This is a genomic window from Pseudorhizobium sp. NPDC055634, assembly GCF_053618655.1.
In genome coordinates this window covers 191,811-211,517 of the sequence record NZ_JBSHHW010000001.1, presented here as the reverse complement: position 1 = coordinate 211,517, position 19,707 = coordinate 191,811, and the positions used below count along the sequence as shown (strand labels likewise).

The 19,707-nt window shown below is 66.5% G+C and carries 14 protein-coding genes; 3 read left to right on the top strand and 11 right to left on the bottom strand.

Annotated elements, in window-relative coordinates; translation table 11 throughout:
• Window positions 1-3 precede the first annotated feature (3 nt).
• The 3 genes from ACWGPT_RS01085 to ACWGPT_RS01075 are packed head-to-tail and all read left to right on the top strand — an operon-like array spanning window position 4 to window position 3,885.
• The gene (locus ACWGPT_RS01085; RefSeq protein WP_452603720.1) at window positions 4-345 is read left to right on the top strand and encodes a sarcosine oxidase subunit delta; all 342 of its coding nucleotides are present in this window, start codon (window positions 4-6) and stop codon (window positions 343-345) included.
• The gene (locus ACWGPT_RS01080) at window positions 342-3,332 is read left to right on the top strand and encodes a sarcosine oxidase subunit alpha (protein ID WP_452603719.1); all 2,991 of its coding nucleotides are present in this window, start codon (window positions 342-344) and stop codon (window positions 3,330-3,332) included. The genes ACWGPT_RS01085 and ACWGPT_RS01080 overlap by 4 nt, the downstream gene beginning before the upstream one ends.
• On the top strand, window positions 3,325-3,885 hold the full coding sequence (locus ACWGPT_RS01075) for a sarcosine oxidase subunit gamma (protein WP_452603718.1): 561 nt from the start codon (window positions 3,325-3,327) through the stop codon (window positions 3,883-3,885). Before ACWGPT_RS01080 ends, ACWGPT_RS01075 begins: the two co-directional genes overlap by 8 nt.
• 24 nt (window positions 3,886-3,909) lie before the next feature.
• Here ACWGPT_RS01075 and ACWGPT_RS01070 read toward each other — a convergent pair whose 3' ends face one another.
• The 11 genes from ACWGPT_RS01070 to ACWGPT_RS01020 all read right to left on the bottom strand — a co-directional run bounded on the left by ACWGPT_RS01070 (window position 3,910) and on the right by ACWGPT_RS01020 (window position 19,685).
• Entirely contained in the window at window positions 3,910-4,971 is a 1,062-nt protein-coding gene (locus ACWGPT_RS01070) for a DUF2332 domain-containing protein (protein WP_452603717.1), read from the bottom strand.
• Window positions 4,972-5,003: 32 nt separating this feature from the next.
• Window positions 5,004-6,245 carry a class I SAM-dependent methyltransferase gene (locus ACWGPT_RS01065; protein WP_452603716.1) on the bottom strand — a complete coding sequence of 414 codons (1,242 nt, stop codon included), beginning with the start codon at window positions 6,243-6,245 and terminating at the stop codon, window positions 5,004-5,006.
• A 59-nt stretch (window positions 6,246-6,304) separates the two neighbouring features.
• On the bottom strand, window positions 6,305-6,793 hold the full coding sequence (locus tag ACWGPT_RS01060; protein ID WP_452603715.1) for a MaoC family dehydratase: 489 nt from the start codon (window positions 6,791-6,793) through the stop codon (window positions 6,305-6,307).
• A gap of 80 nt (window positions 6,794-6,873) precedes the next feature.
• Entirely contained in the window at window positions 6,874-8,862 is a 1,989-nt protein-coding gene (glgX, locus tag ACWGPT_RS01055; RefSeq protein WP_452603714.1) for a glycogen debranching protein GlgX, read from the bottom strand.
• Window positions 8,859-9,266: a GFA family protein gene (locus ACWGPT_RS01050; RefSeq protein WP_452603713.1), complete on the bottom strand. Its 408-nt coding sequence runs from the start codon at window positions 9,264-9,266 to the stop codon at window positions 8,859-8,861. Before ACWGPT_RS01050 ends, glgX begins: the two co-directional genes overlap by 4 nt.
• Before the next feature lie 28 nt (window positions 9,267-9,294).
• Window positions 9,295-10,923 (bottom strand): alpha-D-glucose phosphate-specific phosphoglucomutase, encoded by a 1,629-nt coding sequence (locus ACWGPT_RS01045; protein ID WP_452603712.1) that lies wholly within the window; start codon window positions 10,921-10,923, stop codon window positions 9,295-9,297.
• Between the two features lies 1 nt (window position 10,924).
• Entirely contained in the window at window positions 10,925-12,367 is a 1,443-nt protein-coding gene (glgA, locus tag ACWGPT_RS01040) for a glycogen synthase GlgA (RefSeq protein WP_452603711.1), read from the bottom strand.
• 7 nt (window positions 12,368-12,374) lie between these two features.
• Window positions 12,375-13,637, bottom strand: a complete 1,263-nt coding sequence (gene glgC / locus ACWGPT_RS01035) for a glucose-1-phosphate adenylyltransferase (RefSeq protein ID WP_452603710.1) — start codon at window positions 13,635-13,637, stop codon at window positions 12,375-12,377.
• Window positions 13,638-13,650: 13 nt separating this feature from the next.
• Window positions 13,651-15,864: a 1,4-alpha-glucan branching protein GlgB gene (gene glgB, locus ACWGPT_RS01030; RefSeq protein WP_452603709.1), complete on the bottom strand. Its 2,214-nt coding sequence runs from the start codon at window positions 15,862-15,864 to the stop codon at window positions 13,651-13,653.
• Window positions 15,864-18,326 carry a glycogen/starch/alpha-glucan phosphorylase gene (locus tag ACWGPT_RS01025; protein ID WP_452603708.1) on the bottom strand — a complete coding sequence of 821 codons (2,463 nt, stop codon included), beginning with the start codon at window positions 18,324-18,326 and terminating at the stop codon, window positions 15,864-15,866. Before ACWGPT_RS01025 ends, glgB begins: the two co-directional genes overlap by 1 nt.
• 225 nt (window positions 18,327-18,551) lie before the next feature.
• Window positions 18,552-19,685 (bottom strand): VWA domain-containing protein, encoded by a 1,134-nt coding sequence (locus ACWGPT_RS01020; RefSeq protein WP_452603707.1) that lies wholly within the window; start codon window positions 19,683-19,685, stop codon window positions 18,552-18,554.
• Window positions 19,686-19,707: the final 22 nt, after the last annotated feature.

The window sequence follows — 19,707 nt, the reverse complement described above, 5'->3', positions numbered from 1 at the left end:
CAGATGCTTCTGATCCACTGCCCCTATTGCGAAGAAGATCGCTCGGAACTGGAATTCCGCTGGGCCGGCGAGGCCCATATCGCAAGGCCCGAGAACATTGCCGGCATCAGCGACGAGGAATTCGCAGAGTTCTTCTTCCTGCGCAACAACGAGAAGGGCCTCACCTACGAGCGGTGGCGGCATATCCACGGCTGCGGGCGCTTCTTCAACGCCGCCCGCGACACGGTGAGCGACAGGTTCCTGACCACCTACAAGGCGGGCCTTCCGAAGCAGCCGGTGCCGCAGGCCGCAGCGACGGAGCGAACCGTCGAGACCTACGAGCAGACGGAAGGGGACGCACGATGAGCGGATCTTCCCACGGCTCGGCCAGGAACCTCGGCGCCTACCGGATCAAGGGTGCCGGCCGGCTGACCCCGGCGCGCACGGCGCGCTTCACCTTCGACGGCAGGAGCTACACCGCAATGGAAGGCGACACGGTCGCCTCCGCGCTTCTCGCGCACGGCGTCCATCTGGTCGGCCGCTCGTTCAAGTATCACCGGCCGCGCGGCATCCTGTCGGCCGGGCCGGAAGAGCCGAATGCGCTCCTCGACGTCTCCCGCGACGCGGCCCGCCGCCAGCCGAACGTGCGCGCGACCGTGCAGGAGGTCTTCGACGGGGCGAGGATCGCCTCCCAGAACCGCTGGCCGTCGCTCTCCTTCGACGTCGGCGCGGTCAACAACCTCTTCTCGCCCTTCTTCGCGGCCGGCTTCTACTACAAGACCTTCATGTGGCCGAAGGAGGCCTGGCGGAAGGTCTACGAGCCGCTCATCCGACGTGCCGCCGGCCTCGGCGTCGCGCCGACCGAAGAGGATCCGGATCGCTATGCCAACCGCTATGCCCATTGCGACGTGCTGATCGCCGGCGCGGGCGTCGCGGGGCTCACCGCAGCGCTCTCGGCGGCCGCGACCGGTGCCGAGGTCATCCTCGTCGACGAGCAGCCGGAGGTGGGCGGCGCGCTCCATTTCGACACCTCGACGACGATCGACGGCCGCAACGGCTACGACTGGGCGCAGGAGGCGGCGGCGAAGCTGCGGGCCATGCCGAATGTCCGCGTGCTGACCCGCACGACCGTCTTCGGCTACTACAACCACGGCTTCCTGGGCCTTGCGGAACGGGTGAGCGATCATATCGACCGTCCGGGCCGCGACATGCCGCGCGAACGGCTGTGGCAGGTGCGCGCCAGGCGCGTCATCCTGGCGACCGGGGCGATCGAGCGGCACATGGTGTTTGCCAACAACGACCGGCCCGGCATCATGCTGGCCTCTGCCGCGCGGACCTTCCTCAACCACCACGGCGTCGCGGTCGGCCGCAATGTCGGCGTCTACACCGCCCACGATTCGGCTTATGAGGCGGCCTTCGACCTCAAGCGGGCCGGGGTGCGGATCGCGGCGATCGTCGATTGCCGCCGCAATCCGGGCGAGGCGGTGCTGTCGGAGGCCCGCGCGCTCGGCATAGACGTGCTTTCCGGGCATTCGGTGACCGACACGTCCGGCCGGCTTCGCATCTCGTCGATGACGGTGGCGCTGAACGGCGGCTTCAACATCCGCAAGATCCCGGTCGACGCGCTGATCGTCTCGGCCGGCTGGACGTCGTCGGTGCATCTCTTCTCGCAGTCGCGCGGCAAGCTGCGCTTCGACGAGGCCAACCAGCGCTTCCTGCCGGACACTTATGCGCAGGACTGCGTCTCGGTCGGCGCCTGCAACGGGACCGACGGGATCGACGACCTGATCGACGAGGCGATCAATGCCGGCGGCGGCAGGATCGCCCTGCATGGCGAGAGCCGTTTCGACTGGAGCGGCGGCATGATCGGCGCCGGCGAAGGTGCGGGGCCCGACACGACGGTCAAGGCCTTCGTCGATTTCCAGCATGACGTGACGGCAAAGGACATCCGCCTTGCCGTGCGCGAGGGCATGCATTCGATCGAGCACATCAAGCGTTTCACCACCAACGGCATGGCGTCCGACCAGGGCAAGCTGTCGAACATGCACGGGCTGGCGATCGCCGCCGAAATGCTCGGCCGGCCGATCCCGCAGGTGGGGCTCACGACCTTCCGCGCGCCCTATACGCCGGTGACCTACGGCACGCTGGTGGCGCATTCGCGCGGCGACCTGTTCGATCCCGCCCGCAGGACGCCGATGCACGACCTCGAAGCGGCGGAAGGCGCCGAGTTCGAGGATGTCGGCAACTGGAAGCGCGCCTGGTACTTCCCGCGCCGGGGCGAGGACATGGCGACCGCCGTCAACCGCGAATGCCGTACGGTGCGCGACGTCGGCGGCATATTCGACGCCTCCACGCTCGGCAAGATCGAGGTGGTGGGCCCGGATGCGGCGGAGTTCCTCAACCTCCTCTACACCAATGCCTGGGACACGCTGCAGCCGGGCAGGTGCCGCTACGGCATCATGACCCGCGAGGACGGCTTCATCTACGACGACGGCGTCGTCGGGCGGATCGCCGAGGATCGCTTCCACGTGACGACCACGACGGGCGGCGCCCCGCGCGTGCTCAACCACATGGAGGACTACCTGCAGACGGAGTTCCCGCACCTGAAGGTCTGGCTGACCTCGACCACCGAGCAATGGGCGGTGATCGCCGTGCAAGGACCGAAGGCACGCGTGATCATCCGGCCCTTCGTCGAGGGCGTGGATATTTCCGGCGAGGCCTTCCCGCACATGAGCGTCGCGGAATGCACCGTCATGGGCATTCCGGCGCGGCTCTTCCGCATGTCCTTCACCGGCGAGCTTGGCTTCGAGGTCAACGTGCCGGCCGATCACGGGCCGGCGGTCTGGAAGGCGATGTGGGAGAGGGCGAAGGGCATGGGCGCCTGCCTCTACGGCACCGAGGCCATGCACGTGCTGCGCGCGGAAAAGGGCTACCTGATCGTCGGCCAGGACACGGACGGCACGGTGACGCCGGACGATGCGGGCTATGGCTGGGCGGTCTCGAAGAAGAAGGCGGATTTCGTCGGCATCCGCGGGCTGAAGCGCCCGGACCTCGTGCGCGAGGGTCGCAAGCAACTCGTCGGGCTGCGCACCAACCGTCCGAGCGACGTGCTGGAGGAGGGGGCGCAGATCGTCGCCGATCCGAACCAGCCGAAGCCGATGACCATGCTCGGCCACGTCACCTCCGCCTACTGGTCGGAAAATTGCGGCCGCTCGATCGCCATGGCGCTCATCGCCGGCGGGCGCTCCCGGATCGGGGAAACGCTCTACGTGCCGATGAAGGACCGGACCGTCGCCGTCGAGGTGACCGACACCGTGTTCTTCGACAAGGAAGGAGGCCGCATTCATGGCTGATCTGGCAACCCGTACCCTGCCGCTCGCGGGCGTCCACGGCGGTTCCGCCGGCGTCCGGCTGACGCCTGCCCCGCCCGCCGCGCGCATCTCGCTTCGCGCCCGTCCGGACGACGTGCCGGCCCTGTCGCGGGCGCTCGGCCTCGACCTGCCGACGACGCCGGTGAGATCGGCATCGGGCAGCGGTCGCATCGCGCTCTGGCTCGGGCCGGACGAATGGCTGGTGATCGAGGAGGGAGACGCTTCCGTCGCGGAGGGGCTCGTTTCCGCCTGCGCGGCCTCGGGCGTGCTTCATTCGGCGGTCGACGTTTCCCACCGCAACACGGCCATTCTCGTCGAGGGACCGGGAGCCGCCGCGGCGATCAATGCCGGCTGCCCGCTCGACCTGTCGCCCAGGGCCTTTCCGGTCGGCGCCTGCAGCCGCACCATCTTCGGCAAGGTCGAGATCGTGCTGCTGCGGACCGGCGAGGAAAGCTTCAGGGTGGAAGTCTGGCGGTCGTTCTCCGACTACGCCTTCGCGCTTCTGGCGGAGGGGGCGAGGGACGCGGACCTCTGAGGGGCGGCGTTGCCTTCGCCGCCGTCACCGCCAGCCTTCCCATCTTACCCAGCGGCCGTGGAAATCGGCGCGGCCGACCTCCTGCGCCTCGCCTCCCGGCCAGACCTGCAGGGTGATCGCCGCGCCCTCGCGCCTGCCGTCCGCCTCCATCTGCAGGCGGGCGAGGGGTGCCTCCGGCGTGGCGCGTTCCCCGGCCTCGCGGATGATCCCTTCCCCCTGCGCCCGGTCCTCCGGGGGCAGGTACTGCCAGGCGATCGTATGGTAGAGCACGGTGACGCCGCCCGGGCGGGGCTTGGCCAGCACGCGCGGCAGCCATGACAGGGCGCCGAGCCTGTCGACCGGCGGAGGTGAGGAGGCGGCGATCGACAGGGCTGCCCGCAGGCGCTCCATGCGGTCGGCCTGGTCGGCCCAGACATAGGACATCAGCCGCTGGCGGTCTTCGGCGGACGTCGGGTCGAGAGGATTGAGGTCGCAGCCGCGGCGATCGCGAACCTCGACCTTCGCGTCCGGCGGGCGCGGTCCCTGCCAGTCGGGCTCGAGATGGACCGGCGAGGCCGGATCGCCCCAGGCGAAACCGTCGAGCCGGTAGCGGTAGCGGTCCCATTGCAGGTTGAGGCCGGCGCTGGCGCCGACTTCCAGCAGGTCGAGGGGCATCGCGAACATGTCCGCGAGCGTCAGGAAGGCCGGCAGGAGGGCGCTGCTTCGGCGGATCTCGTTCGTCTGCGGCGCCGACTGCAGCCGGGCAAGCAGAAACGCTTCGTGCCGGACCATGGCCGCCTCGACCGCGGCCCACAGGACCCCGTCGGCGACTTCATGCGGCGGATAGGCGGCCGCCAGACCATCGTCCCGATGCGACAGGACCAGGGCGTGCAGACCGCCCGCAAGGCGCAGGGCAAGCGCGTCCCCGGTCCCGGTCGGATCATCCGGCCAGTCGAGGATCACGCGCCCGACCGGACCGGCTCGATCCAGCCTTGCGGCGGCATGACGGCAAAGCCGGGCGGTGAAGGGCGAGCCCAGATCCTCGCAGGCCATGGCCTGCCGCTCGAACGAGGCTCTGACGACGCTTTCGCGATCCATGTGATCCATGTGGTCCCTCCGTCATGTCACTGCGGGGCATTTCAGGGCGTGAGTTCGAGCGCCTTCTCCCGCTCGATATATTCGCGCTGCCTGTCGGTGATGTAGTCGCGCACGATGGGTGCTGCATCGCGCTTGCGGGACATCTGCATGTGGAAGACGAGCTGGCTGCCGGTGCGGAACATCATCTCGGCGCTGATCAGGTAGAATTCCCACATGCGGGCGAAGCGTTCGTCATACATGGCGATCACCCGGTCGCGGTTCTTCTCGAAGCGCCCGGCCCAGTGGGCAAGCGTGGTGGCGTAGTGGACGCGCAGGAATTCCAGGTCCATGACCCAGAGGCTGTTCCTCTCGACGCTGTCGAAGACTTCCGAAAGCGCCGGGGAATAGGCGCCGGGGAAAATGTACTTGCGCAGCCAGGGGCTCGCCATGCCGGGCGGGCTCATGTGGCCGATCGAGTGGAGGACGGCGATGCCGTCGTCCGGCATCAGTGCGTTCAGGTGGCTGAAGAACTCGTCATAGTGCTGGACGCCGACATGCTCGAACATGCCGACGGAGACGATGCGGTCGAACGTGTCGTCGACGTCCCGGTAGTCGCGCAGTTCGAACGTCACCCGGTCGGCAAGACCCGCCTGCCGGGCGCGTTCAGTCGCAAGCTTCTGCTGCTCCTTCGACAGCGTGACGCCGGTAACGTGGACGTTTTCCAGCCGGGCGAGATAGAGGGCGAGGTCGCCCCAGCCGCAGCCGATGTCGAGGACGCGCATTCCTTCGCGCAGGCAGAGCTTGGAGGCGAGGAGCCGCAGCTTGTTGCGCTGCGCCTCCTCCAGCGTCTCGCCGGGATCGCGGAAATAGGCGCAGGAATAGAGCATGTTGTCGTCGAGGAAGAGCCGGTAGAAATCGTTGCCGAGGTCGTAGTGGTGGGCGACGTTCCTCTCCGCCTCGCCCTTGACGTTCGACTGCTGGCGCCTGCGGAAGCGCATCTTCACCGCGCGGATCGCTTTCTGCAGCGGATAGGAGCCGAGCGACAGGCGGTTGATGGAAAAGAGCGTCAGGAAGTCGCGGAGCGTCGAGCCGTCCTCGAACCGCATCGTCCCGTCCATGTAGGCCTCGCCGGCGGAAAGCTCCGGGTTGAAGACAAGCGTCCGGTAGAGCCGCCGGTCGGTCAGCCGCATCGTCACCTCCGGGCCCGGCGTGCCCGCGAAGACGTGCCGGTTGCCGTCCGCGTCGATGACGGTGAGGCGGCCCTTGCGGATGAAGGACTTCATCATGTGGGAAAGCGGAAACATTCGTACCTCGCATATCGGTAGGGAACGATAGGTGGGTATGCGTATGCGTCTGCTGCGGATCAGGCGTCCGCGGGCCGGTCCTTGGGGTCGAACTGGACGATGGTGGTCCAGGTGGCGGTCATTGCCGGCTTCTTCTCGTTCTCGATCTCGACGGAAACGTCGTAGGTGGTCATCAGCAGGCCTGCGCCGCGGAAGCGGCATTCGGTGAGCGTGAAGTGTCCGCGCACCCGGCTACCGGCCTTGACGGGGGACATGAGGCGGATCTTGTCGAAGCCGTAGTTCAGCCCCATGGTCTGCTCGCGGATCTTCGGCACGCAGTCGTAGTTCATCGCCGAGAGCAGGGAAATCGTCAGGAAGCCGTGCGCGATCGTGCCGCCGAAGGGGCTTTCGGCCGCCGCCCGTTCAGGATCGACGTGGATGAACTGGTGGTCGTGCGTGGCATCGGCGAACTTGTCGATCATCCCCTGGTCGACGGTGATCCATTCCGAGACGCCGAGCACCTGCCCGACCAGCCCCGGCACGTCTGCAAGCGAAATTTCCCGCGGCATCTTCCCTCTCATTCCCCTTCGGTCAGGGTCCAATCTACAGACTTTGCGCGCCTTGGGTAGAAGGCACGTGCGGGTGAGGCTCAGGACGCGATGCAGAAGCTGACCGAGCGGGCGGGCGCCTTGCCGCTCCACGGCGCGTCACCGTCGATCGTCCGCCAGGCGGCGTCCGGCAGGGTGACGGCCTGCTCCGTCCGGCAACGGTTGAATATCGCCGCGATGTGGACCGTGCCGCCGGTGTCGCGATCCATGCTCTTCAGCGCCAGCACGAGGACGGAGGCATCCGGACTTTCCCAGTCCTCCCGGCTCATCGGCTGGCCGTCCGCATTGAACCAGTCAATGTCGTCGCCGGCATCGACGAAGAAGCCCGTCCCGGAGAAGACCGAGAAGCGGCGCCGCAACGTTGCAAGCTTCGCCGTATGGGCGATCAGGCCGTCGTCGAGTGCCGTCCAGTCCAGCCAGGTGATCGCATTGTCCTGGCAGTAGGCATTGTTGTTGCCCTGCTGGCTGCGGCCCGCCTCGTCGCCCATGCCGAGCATGATCGTGCCTCGGCTCATGAAGAGGGTGGAGAGGAGCGCCATGACGTCCCGACGGCGCGCCTCGGTTATAACGGGGTCTTCCGTCGCGCCTTCCATCCCGTTGTTCCAGGAGAAGTTGTCGTGGTGGCCGTCGCGGTTTTCCTCGCCATTGGCCTGATTGTGACGGGTCTCGTGCGAGACGAGGTCCATCAGCGTGAAGCCGTCATGGGCGGCGATGAAGTTGACGGTGAGCGTCCGGTGCTGACCGTGGCGGGCGAAGATGTCCTCCGATCCGGCGAGCCGCCGGGCGAGGTCGCCGATCGTCCAGCGGTCGCCGCGCCAGAAGCGGCGGATGTCGTCGCGGGCGCGGTCGTTCCACTCGAGGAAGGGCGGCGGGAAATTGCCTAGCTGGTAGCCGCCCGGTCCGATGTCCCAGGGTTCGGCGATGAGGACGCGGTCGGAGAGGACCGGATCATCGGCTATGGCGCGCAGCGTCGCGGCGTCGCGGGCGTAGCCGTGCGGACCGCGGCCGAGAATGGTCGCGAGGTCGAAGCGGAAGCCGTCGACGCCGGCATGCAGCACGAAATGGCGAAGGCTGTCGAGGATCAGGCCGCGGACGAATTGGTGGTCACAGGCGACCGTGTTGCCGGTGCCGGTATCGTTGACCAGCGTGCCGGGATGGCCTTCCGCGTGGCGGAAGCAGACGAGGTTGTCGAGACCGCGAAGCGAAAGGGTAGGACCGGCCCGGTCGCTCTCGCCGGTATGGTTGAAGACCAGGTCGAGGATGACGCCGATGCCGGCCTCGTGCAGCGCCGCGACGGTCTCGCCGAGTTCCAGCACGCCGCCGGGGCAGAGGCGCGGGTCGAGTGCCATGAAGCCGACCGGGTTGTAGCCCCAGCCATTGGTCAGCCCGAGCGGCGGCAGGTGGCGCTCGTCGATCCAGGCGGTGATGGGCATCAGTTCGACCGCATCCACGCCGATGCGCTTCAGGTGGGCCAGCACGGAGGGATGGGCGAGAGCGGCGATCGTGCCGCGCTGATGCGCCGGGACGTCCGGGTGGAGGATGGTGAAGGGCTTGACGGCAAGCTCGTAGACCAGGCCGCCGGGGGGGAGGAGTGGCGGCTTGCGGGAGACTTCCGGGTGCTGGCGGAGGATCGCCTTCGGCATCAGGCCGGCGGTGTCCAGCCCGAAGTCCGCCAGTCGGCGGTCGTATACGAAGGGCCGGTCGATCTCGGTGGCATGCGGGTCGAGGAGCAGTTTAGACGGGTCGAACCAGAGGCCGCGGTCGGGATCGTAGGGGCCGTGGGCGCGATAGCCGTAGCGTGCGCCTTCGCCGACCCCCGGCACCGTGACGCGGTGGACGTCGTCTTCGCCGCGGATCATGGGATGACGTTCCCGCTCGACGGAGCCTTCGGCATCGAAGATGCAGACCTCGATCATCCGCGCCGTCGAGGACCAGACCGCGAACTGGGCCCCACCGGGCGTCAGGGTCGTCCCAAGTGTCGCGCCAAGGGTGGTGGCAAGGGGCGCGCCAAGGGGCGTTCCGGTCGTCATTCCGGATCCTTCTCGTATGCGGTCACGCCGTCGGGCAGCCGGACCCAGCCGTGCCTGCGGCAGTCGTAGACGGAGACCTCGGGCGCCGGGAAGGCCGGATCGGCAAAGCCGCCGACCGCCACCGCCACCGAACGGTCGCCGACGCCTTCCTCCGTATGGAAGAGGTTGGTGCCGCAGACGGGGCAGAAGCGGAAGAGGAAGTGGCTGCCCTGGTCGCCGGTGCGCAGGTATTCGCTCGCCTCGCCGGTGACCCGGTAGGGACCGCGGAAGGCCGCGAGCGCCGCGAAGACGCTGCCGGTCCGCTGCTGGCAGGCGAGGCAATGGCAGAGGCCGACCCCGAGCGGTTCTCCGCTCACTTCGATGCGGAGCTGGCCGCAGCTGCAGGATGCCGTTCTCGTCGCCAAGGTCTGCCCTTTTCTCCCGACCTTAAGATCAGGTGATCACCGTCGGTGCCGTGCGGCCGGTGCGGGCGCGGATCCCGGCGATCTCGTCGGCGACGGCGATCAGGTCCGAAAGCGCTTCCTGCGTCTCGATGTCGTGGCGCGACGGGTCGGGTTCGTAGCGCTCGACATAGACGCGGATCGTCGCTCCCGACGTGCCGGTGCCGGACAGGCGGAAGACGACGCGGCTGCCGCCCTCGAAGAGCACGCGGATACCCTGCTTCGTGCTGACCGAGCCGTCGATCGGATCAGTATAGGAGAAGTCGTCGGCGGCGGCGACCTTGAGATCGCCGAAGCTTCGGCCGGGCAGCGAGGCGAGCCTGGCGCGCAGCGCGTCCATCAGCCCGTTTGCGGCATCGCTGTCGACCTCTTCATAGTCGTGGCGGGAATAGTAGTTGCGGCCGTATTCGGCCCAGTGCCCGCGGACGATCTCGGCCACGCTCTTCCTGCGGGCGGCGACGATGTTCAGCCAGAAGAGGATGGCCCAGAGGCCGTCCTTCTCGCGCACGTGGTCGGAGCCGGTGCCGAAGCTTTCCTCGCCGCAGACGGTGACCTTGCCGGCATCCATGAGATTGCCGAAATATTTCCAGCCGGTCGGGGTTTCGTACATGCCGACGCCGAGCTTTTCAGCCACGCGGTCGGCGGCCGCACTGGTCGGCATGGAGCGGGCGATGCCTGCAATGCCCTTGGCGTAGCCGGGCGCGCAGGTCGCGTTGGCGGCGATGATGGCGAGGCTGTCGGAAGGGGTGACGAACATGCCCTTGCCGACCACCATGTTGCGATCGCCGTCGCCATCGGAGGCGGCGCCGAAGTCCGGGCCAACGGCGCTCATGACGTCGTCGTAGAGTTCCTTCGCATGCACGAGGTTCGGATCGGGGTGGTGGCCGCCGAAGTCCGGCAGCGGGGTGAAGTTGCGCACCGAGCCTTCCGGCGCGCCGAGGCGCTTCTCGATGATCTCCTTGGCATAGGGACCCGTGACGGCGCCCATGGAATCCATGACGACCCGGAAACCTCCGGAAATGAGGCCGCGGATGGCGTCGAAATCGAAGAGGCTCTCCATCAGCTCGGCGTAGTCGGCGACCGGGTCGATGACCTCCACCGTCATCCCGGCGAGCTCGAAGCTCCCGACCGTGTCGAGGTCGACGTCGGGCGCGTCGACGATGCGGTATTCGCCGATGATCTTCGACCGTTCGAAGATCGCCTCGGTGATCTTTTCCGGCGCGGGGCCGCCGTTGCCGATATTGTACTTGATGCCGAAGTCCTCGTTCGGCCCGCCGGGATTGTGGCTGGCCGAGAGGATGATGCCTCCGAAGGCGCCGTACTTGCGGATGACGTTGGAGGCGGCCGGCGTCGACAGGATGCCGCCCTGGCCGACCATGACCTTGCCGAAGCCCGCCGCCGCGGCCATGCGGATCACCTTCTGGATGACCTCGCGATTGTAGTAGCGGCCGTCGCCGCCGACCACGAGCGTCTTGCCCTCGAAGCCCTCGAGCGAATCGAAGATCGACTGGATGAAGTTCTCCGCATAGTTCTCCTGGGCGAAGACGGGGACTTTCTTCCGAAGACCCGACGTGCCGGGCTTCTGGTCCTTGTAGGGGGCGGTCGAAACGGTGCGGATCATGTCAGCGGCCTCTCATCGTCATGTTGGAGTAGAGCCGGGCGTAGAGGCCGGCACTCTTGTCCCAGGAAACGTCGGTCTTCATGCCCTGCTTCTGCATCCCCGCCCAGGTCTTGGAATCGCGATACAGACGGAACGTCCGGTTCAGGGCCCGCAGCAGCGCATGGGCGGTGGCGGGGCTGAAGCTGACGCCGGTCGCGGCCTGCGCGGCGAGCGCGGCCGGGTTGGCGTCGATCACCGTGTCGTTGAGGCCGCCGGTGCGCGCCACCACCGGAATGCAGCCGTAGCGCAGGCCGTAGAGCTGGGTCAGCCCGCAGGGCTCGAAGCGGGAGGGAATGAGGATTGCGTCGCTGCCGGCCTGCATCAGGTGCGACAGCGGCTCGTCATATCCGGTGTGGATGGCGACGCGACCGGGATGGCGGGCGGCGGCGTCCTGGAAGGCGGTTTCGAGCGCCGCCTCGCCGGAGCCGAGCACCGCGAGACGGCCGCCCTGGACGACGAGGTCGTCGGTGACCTCGGCGAGGAGGTCCATGCCCTTCTGCCAGGTGAGGCGCGAGACGACGCAGAACAGCGGGCCGTCCTCGGGGTCGAGCCCGAAGCGGTCGGCGACGGCGAGCTTGTTGTCGCGACGGCGCTTGAGCTTCGACGAGCCGTAGGTGGTCGTGATCAGCGCGTCGTCTTCCGGGTCCCAGACGTCGGTGTCGATGCCGTTGACGATGCCGTGCAGGTCGCCCGCGCGGGCGGCGAGCACGCCTTCCAGGCCCATGCCGAATTCCGGCGTCAGGATCTCCTCCGCATAGGTGGGGCTGACGGTGCTGAGCGCGCTCGCCGCCTGGAGGCCGGCCTTCAGGTAGCCGACGCCGCCGTAATATTCCACGCCGTCGATGGCATAGGCATCCGCGGGCAGGCCGAGATAGGGGAAGATGTCGACGCCGAAGCGGCCCTGGAAGGCGATGTTGTGGATCGTCATCAGGCTCGGCGGCACGGGACGGCCGGCATAGCGCAGGTAGGCGGGCAGGAGGCCCGTCTGCCAGTCGTGCAGGTGGACGAGGTCCGGCCGCCAGCCGTCGAGGGTGCCGAGGGCGATGTCGGCGCCGGCACGCGCGAGCGCGGCGAAGCGACGCCAGTTGTCGGGATGGTCGAGCCCGTCGACGCCGGCATAGGGACCGCCCGGCCGGTCGAAGAGTTCCGGCGCGTCGAGGATCAGGAGGTCGAGCCCCTGGTGCTCGGCCCTGAGGAGAGTTGCCGGTTGGCCGAGGAGGTCCTTGAAGGCGTGCACCGGGGCGGCCTGCTTCACGGCGGCCATGACCGCCGGGTAGCCCGGAACCAGCGTTCGCGTGCGAACGCCGTGCTCCTTCAACGCAAGCGGCAGTGCGCCCGTCACATCGGCAAGCCCGCCGGTCTTGATCAGCGGGTAGATTTCGGAAGCGACCGAAAGAACGTTCATGCGGGTGCTACAATTCCAGTTTGTCGATCATCGGCTGGGTGATGAGGCATATGCCGCTTTCGGTGCGCCGGAACCGGCGTGCGTCGAGTTCCGGATCCTCGCCGACCACCAGTCCTTCCGGGATGGTTACATTGGAATCGATGACGACATTGCGAAGCTGCGCCCGTCGGCCGACGCGCACGTTCGGCAGCACGACCGCGCCGTCGAGCCTTGAATAGGAATTGGCGCGCACCCCGGTGAAGAGCAGGCTCCGGTGCAGCGTGGAGCCGGAGATGATGCAGTCGCCGGCGACGACGGAGGAGATCGCCGAACCGCGCCGGTCCTCGTCGTCATGCACGAACTTCGCCGGCGGCGTGATCTCCGCATAGGTCCAGATCGGCCAGGACTTGTCGTAGATGTCGAGTTCCGGAAGGATGGCGGTGAGGTCGATGTTCGCCTGCCAGTAGGCCTCGATCGTGCCGACGTCGCGCCAGTAGGAATGGCGCTCGAACTCGGAGCGGACGCAGGACTTGGTGAAGCGATGCGCCACCGCCTTGCCGTTCCTGACGATCCACGGAATGATGTCCTTGCCGAAGTCGCGGCTGGACGATGGGTCGGCGGCGTCGCGCTTCAGGGCCTCGATCAGGAACTTGGTGTTGAAGACGTAGATGCCCATCGAGGCGAGGGCGAATTCCGGATTGTCGGGAATGCCCGGCGGATCGGCGGGCTTCTCGACGAAATCGATGATGTTGTCCTTGTCGTCCACATGCATGACGCCGAAGCCGGTCGCCTCCATGCGCGGCACTTCTAGGCAGCCGACGGTGACGTCGGCGCCGGAATCCACGTGCTGCTGGAGCATGTATTCGTAGTCCATCTTGTAGACGTGGTCGCCGGCGAGGATGACCATGTATTCGGGATTGTATCCCTCGATGATGTCGATGTTCTGGTAGACGGCATCGGCGGTGCCCTCGTACCACTGCGTCTCCGAGACGCGTTGGGAGGCCGGCAGGATGTCGAAGCTCTCGTTGCGTTCCGGCCGCAGGAAGCCCCAGCCGCGCTGCATGTGGCGGATCAGCGAATGGGCCTTGTACTGGGTCGCGACGCCGATGCGGCGGATGCCGGAATTCAGGGCGTTGGACAGGGCGAAATCGATGATGCGGGCCTTGCCGCCGAAATAGACGGCCGGCTTGGCGCGCCGGTCGGTCAGTTCCTTGAGGCGACTGCCGCGGCCGCCCGCCAGGACATAGGCCATGGCGTCGCGGGCCAGTGGCTGGTAGCGCTTGTCGTCCATCTTCTCCCCCTCTCTATACCTGTTCCAGTTCCAGCATGATCGTCGCCAGCGGCGGAAGCGTCATGGTGGTGCTGATCGTTCCTCCGGCGTCGACCGCCTGTACTCGGCCGCCGTTTCCCTTGCCGCTGCCGCCGTAGATCTCGGCATCGGTGTTGAGGATTTCCCGCCATCTTCCCGCCGTTGGCAAGGGGAGGCGGTAATTTTCCAGGTAGGCGGGGGTGAAATTGGTGATGACCGCCACCGGTTTTTCGCCCGGCGCCATGCGTAGCCAGGCGAAGACGGAATTGTCGTGGTCGTCGGCAATCAGCCAGCGGAAGCCTTCCGGCTCGCAGTCGCGGGCGTGCAATGCGGGCTTTGCGCGGTAGGAGAGGTTGAGGTCGCGGACCAGCCGGCGCATGCCCTCGTGCTGGTGATAGCTCAGGAGGTTCCAGTCGAGCGCCCTTGCCTCGCTCCATTCGCTCCACTGGGCGAATTCCTGGCCCATGAACAGGAGCTTCTTGCCGGGATAGCCCCACATGAAGGCGTAGTAGGCACGCAGGTTGGCGAACTTCTGCCAGTCGTCGCCGGCCATCTTGGCGATCAGCGAGCCCTTGCCGTGGACCACCTCGTCATGGCTGAGCGGCAGGACGAAGTTCTCCGAGAACGCGTAGACGAGGCCGAAGGTGATCTCGTTGTGATGGTGCTTGCGGTGGATGGGCTCGCGCTTCAGGTAGCCGAGCGTGTCGTGCATGAAGCCCATGTTCCACTTGAAGCCGAAGCCGAGCCCGCCCTCGTGGACGGGATGGGAGACTTTCGGCCAGGAGGTCGATTCCTCGGCGATCGTCATGACGCCCGGATGATTGCCGTAGGAGAGGCTGTTCAGCTTCTGGAGGAAGCGGACCGCCTCGAGATTCTCGCGGCCGCCGTATTCGTTGGGGACCCACTCGCCTTCCTTGCGGGAGTAGTCGAGGTAGAGCATGGAGGCGACGGCATCGACGCGCAGCCCGTCGATATGGAACTTCTCCGCCCAGTAGAGGGCGTTGTTGACGAGGTAGGAGAGAACCTCCAGCCGCCCGAAATTGTAGATGAGCGTGTTCCAGTCGGGGTGGAAGCCCTGGCGCGGATCCTCGTGTTCGTAGAGCGCGGTGCCGTCGAAGCGGCGCAGGCCGTGCGAATCGGTCGGAAAGTGGGCCGGCACCCAGTCGAGGATGACGCCGATCCCGACCTTGTGGCAGCCGTTGACGAAGCGGGCAAAGCCCTCGGGATCGCCGAAGCGGGCCGTCGGGGCGTAGAGGCCCGTCGTCTGGTAGCCCCAGGACGGGTCATAGGGATGTTCGGTGATCGGCAGGAACTCGATATGGGTGAAGCCCATGTCGGCGACATAGGGGATGAGCCTGGAGGCGAGTTCGTCCCAGCTCAGGAAGGAGCCGTCGTCGTGGCGCTGCCAGGAGCCGGCATGGACCTCGTAGATCGAGATCGGCTGGCGGCGGTGATCGGCCTTTTCCCAGTGGGCGCGGTGCGCCTCGTCCTGCCAGTCCTGCTTCAGTTCGGGGGCGGCGACGGAGGCGGTCTTCGGCCGCATCTCCGCCCGGCGCGCAAAGGGGTCCGCTTTCAGGAAGCGATCGCCGTCCTGGCCGATGATCTCGAACTTGTAGGAAGAGCCCGCCGGCACGTCCGGGGCGAAGATCTCCCATATGCCGGTATCCTTGCGCAGGCGCATGACGTGCAGCCGCCCGTCCCACCGGTTGAAGTCGCCGACCACGGAGACGCGGCGGGCATTGGGGGCCCAGACGGCGAAGTGGAAGCCGTCGACGCCCTGGTGGCGGATCGGATGGGCGCCCATCTTGTCGAAGAGGCGCAGGTGCGAGCCCTCGCGGACGAGGTAGTCGTCCATGGGACCGAGGACGGGGCCGAAGCTGTAGGGGTCGGTGACGGCCCATTCGTCGTCGCCGCCGCGGCGGGCGCGGTAGCGGATCGGCCGCAGGCCGGAGACCTCGACGGGGCCTTCGAAGAAGCCGGCCTCATGGCGCTGCTTGAGCAGGCCGAGGCGTGTTCCGTCGAGCTGGTAGGCGGCGACTTCCTCGGCGCCCGGGATGAGGCAGCGGACATGGTAGCCGGTCGGCAGCTTGTGGAGGCCAAGCACGGCGAATGGATCGCTGTGCCGGCCCTCCAGGATCGCCTCGATCTCCGACAACGGAATTTCGCCAGGGGCTCTTCCGTCGTCGAGCGACTTCGGCGCTGTCGTCATCAGGCTCTCCAGATTTCCGACGCGTACTGGCGAATGGTCCTGTCAGAGGAGAACCATCCCATCCGGGCGGTATTGCGAATTGTCTTTGAATACCACGATTTAGGGTCTGTCCAGATTTGGTCAACGGTCCGCTGTGCGGCGGCGTAGGCATCGAAATCGGCGGTCACCATGAACCAGTCGTGATCGTAGATGCCGTCGATCAACCCGGTGAAGCGCGAGCGGTCGTCCGGCGAGAAGACGCCCGAGGCGATCGCGTCGAGCGCCTGGGAGAGTTCCTTGGACTTTTCGATGATGGCGCGCGGCTCGGGACCTTCCGCGCGGGCCTGGGCGACCTCTTCCGCCGTCAGGCCGAAGATGACGATATTGTCCGCCCCCACGTGGTCGCGCATCTCGACATTGGCGCCGTCGAGCGTGCCGATCGTCAGCGCGCCGTTCAGCGCGAACTTCATGTTGCCGGTGCCGGACGCTTCCATGCCGGCCGTCGAGATCTGCTCGGAAAGGTCGGCGGCAGGCACCATGACTTCGGCGAGCGAGACGTTGTAGTTCGGGATGAAGACGACCTTGAGGAGGCCGCGGACGGCCGGGTCGTTGTTGATGACCCGGGCGACGTCGTTCGCGAGCTTTATGATCAGCTTGGCATTGTGATAGCTGGGCGCCGCCTTGCCCGCGAACAGCTTGACGCGCGGCACCCAGTCGAGTTCCGGATGCGAGCGGATCTGGTCGTAGAGGGCGACCGCCTCGATGATGTTGAGGAGCTGGCGCTTGTATTCGTGGATGCGCTTGATCTGGATGTCGAACATGGCCGAGGGATCGATGCGCACGCCCATGCGGCCGCCGACGAGCTGGGCGAGCTGCACCTTGTTTTCGCGCTTCACCGCCGCGAACTTTTCCTGGAAGGCGGAATCGTCGGCGAAGGCCTCGAGTTCATGCAGCGCTTCCGTATCGTCCATGAACCGGTCGCCGATCGTCTCGCGGATCAGCGAGGTGAGGCCGGGATTGCACTGCATCAGCCATCGGCGCGGCGTGATGCCGTTGGTCTTGTTGTTGATCCGCTCGGGATAGAGCGTGTTGAGGTCGGAAAAGACCGTGACCTTCATGAGCTCCGTGTGGAGCGCGGAGACGCCGTTGATGGAATGGGAGCCGATGAAGGCGAGGTTCCCCATCCTAACGCGACGGTCGCCGTTCTCGTCGATCAGCGAGATGGCGCGGATCTGCTGGTCGTTGAAGTGCCTGGCCTTGCGTGCCTCGAGCAGGATCTTCGCGTTGATCGCGTAGACGATCTGCATGTGGCGGGGCAGAAGCCGCTCGAAGAGCGGCACCGGCCAGCTTTCCAGCGCCTCGGGCAGGAGCGTGTGGTTGGTATAGGAGAAGGTGCCGCGGGTGATCTCCCAGGCCTCGTCGAATTCCAGTCCGTGGATGTCGGTCAGCAGGCGCATCATCTCGGCGATGGAAACCGCCGGATGGGTGTCGTTCAACTGGATCGCCACCTTGTCGGCCAGGTTGGAGAAATCCGGGTACTGCTGCAGGTGGCGGCGCAGGATGTCCTGCAGGGACGCCGAGGAGAAGAAGTATTCCTGGCGCAGCCGCAGCTCCTGGCCGGCCGGATTGGCGTCGGCCGGGTAGAGGACGCGGGTGAGGGCCTCGGCCTTGTTGCTCTCGCGCAGCGCGCCGATGTGGTCGCCGGCATTGAAGGCGTCGAGCAGGATCGGGTCGATCGGGTGGGCCGACCAGAGCCGCAGGGTGTTGACGCGCTGGGCCCGCCAGCCGACGATCGGCGTGTCGTAGGCGGTGGCAATCACCCGCTCGGCGGGCTTCCAGACATAGCGCGGCGGCTCTTCGTAGCCGCCGATGGTTTCCACCGAACCACCGAAGCCGATCTCGTAGGAGCTTTCGCGCCGCTCGAACTCCCACGGGTTGCCGTGGGCAAGCCAGGTCTCCGGCAGCTCGACCTGCCAGCCATCCGCCATCTGCTGGCGGAAGAGGCCGTGGACATAGCGGATGCCGTAGCCATAGGCGGGGATGTCGACCGTGGCCATGGATTCCATGAAGCAGGCGGCGAGGCGGCCGAGGCCGCCATTGCCGAGCGCCGCATCGGGCTCGAGGCCGGCGATGACGTCGAGATCGACGCCGAGGGAGGCGAGCGCATCGCGCAGTTCGTTCATGACGCCGAGATTGGAGACGGCATCGCGCATCAGCCGGCCGATCAGGAATTCCAGCGAGAGGTAATAGACCCGCTTGTCGCCGTTCTCATAGGCGCGGCGCGTCGATTCCATCCAGCGGTCGATGATGCGGTCACGCACCACGAGGATGGCGGCGGTCAGCCAGTCGTGCGGCTTGGCGACCTTGGCATCCTTGCCAATGCGGTAGGTCAGGCGCTCGATGATCTCTTCGGCGAGTATTTCGGGGCGGGTGCTGCGGGGGCTGGGCTGCGGGATTTCCACGGCCGGGAGGCTATCATTCATGGTATGCCAACTCTTCCGGTGGGCAGGCTGGGAGGTGACCTGCGTGAACCTTCGGTCTCGAATTTCGGCGCCAGTTTATGCACCGATGCAAGGGGCTGGCAATAAAGCGATTGAGGCGGCGGAAAAAAGGCGGCGCCCGAAGAGTGCCGCCGGAGGGACGTTGGAGGCGATATCGGACGGGATATCGGGCGCCGGGTGGCGGGCGCAGCGAACCGTTGCTGCCGATCAGTTCGTCAGGCGGGTTGTTTCCTTCGCGGCATCCTTGGCAATCGTTTCGAAGGCGCTCACAAGCTTGCTCATCGTTTCCGCCTCGAAGTAGTCCTTGCTCGAGGTGGCGCAGTAATTCAGGAGGGTCTTGCCGCTGGCAGGAGCCTTCAGCGCGACGGTGTAGATGTGGATATCTGCTTCCTTGGCAGCCTCACATTTCTTCCGGACATCGCCGTCGACTTTCTTGCTCCACTTTCCATCCGTGCCGGTCATTTCGCCGTCGGTCATGAACACGATGTAACGGCGGACGGTTTCATTGCCCTTTTTCGAGTGCTCCTGGGACTCGCTGTCGTTTCCCGCAGCGTTACGCCTGATTGCGCTGGTTGCCGTCTGGAGGGGCTCGTTGGCATTGGTCGTGCCGATGTTGTCATCGACCATCTTCTTCACGGTGGTTCGCGCCGCGGTCGTGCCCCAGGCAGGCGGCGAACTCCAAACCATCTTCTGGTCGTAGGTATATACCGCTGTCCGGACCAGCTTCTTGTCGGGGTCGGCCTTGTCGAGCGCGTCAAACAGCGCTGTTGCAGCGGTTCTGAGGGCAGCGTGCTTGTTCACCCCCGGCGTTCCGACCGACGCGTGCATCGAGCCGGATTCATCCAGGATGAGGGCCATCGTAAGCGCAGGCTGCTTTGCAGATATCCCGCTCGTCGAGGCGCCGGCCGTGGCGATGTTGGTGGTGCCGTGGCCGAACGCGCCCATCAGCGGCGTCAGGGCAAGATCGTAGTTGGATTGGACCTCGACATCGAAGGTCTTGCCAGTGGCGGTCGTGGTCGTCCTGATGCCGATGTCGAGCTTCTTCGAAAGCGCGGTCGCGGCCTGCGTGCCCAGGAGGTTCGTCGCCTGTCCCACGAAGAAGCGCCGCGCGACCTCGCGGGCCTCGGCTTCATCGGCGGCCTCGCCGGTGGCAAGCGCCGTGGAGGCCGCAAGGGCGGCGGCATCCGTCGCTTCCTGGAGCTGGGTCTTCGAGACCATCATATTGGTGAGGTCGAGGGCGATGCCGGCTCCGCCGATAAGGACGGGAAGCAGGATTGCCGTCATGATGCCGAAATTGCCGCCGCGGTCGTTCAGGAGCCGCAAGAAATTCTGCCACGCCATCATCTTCCCACCCGCTCGTACA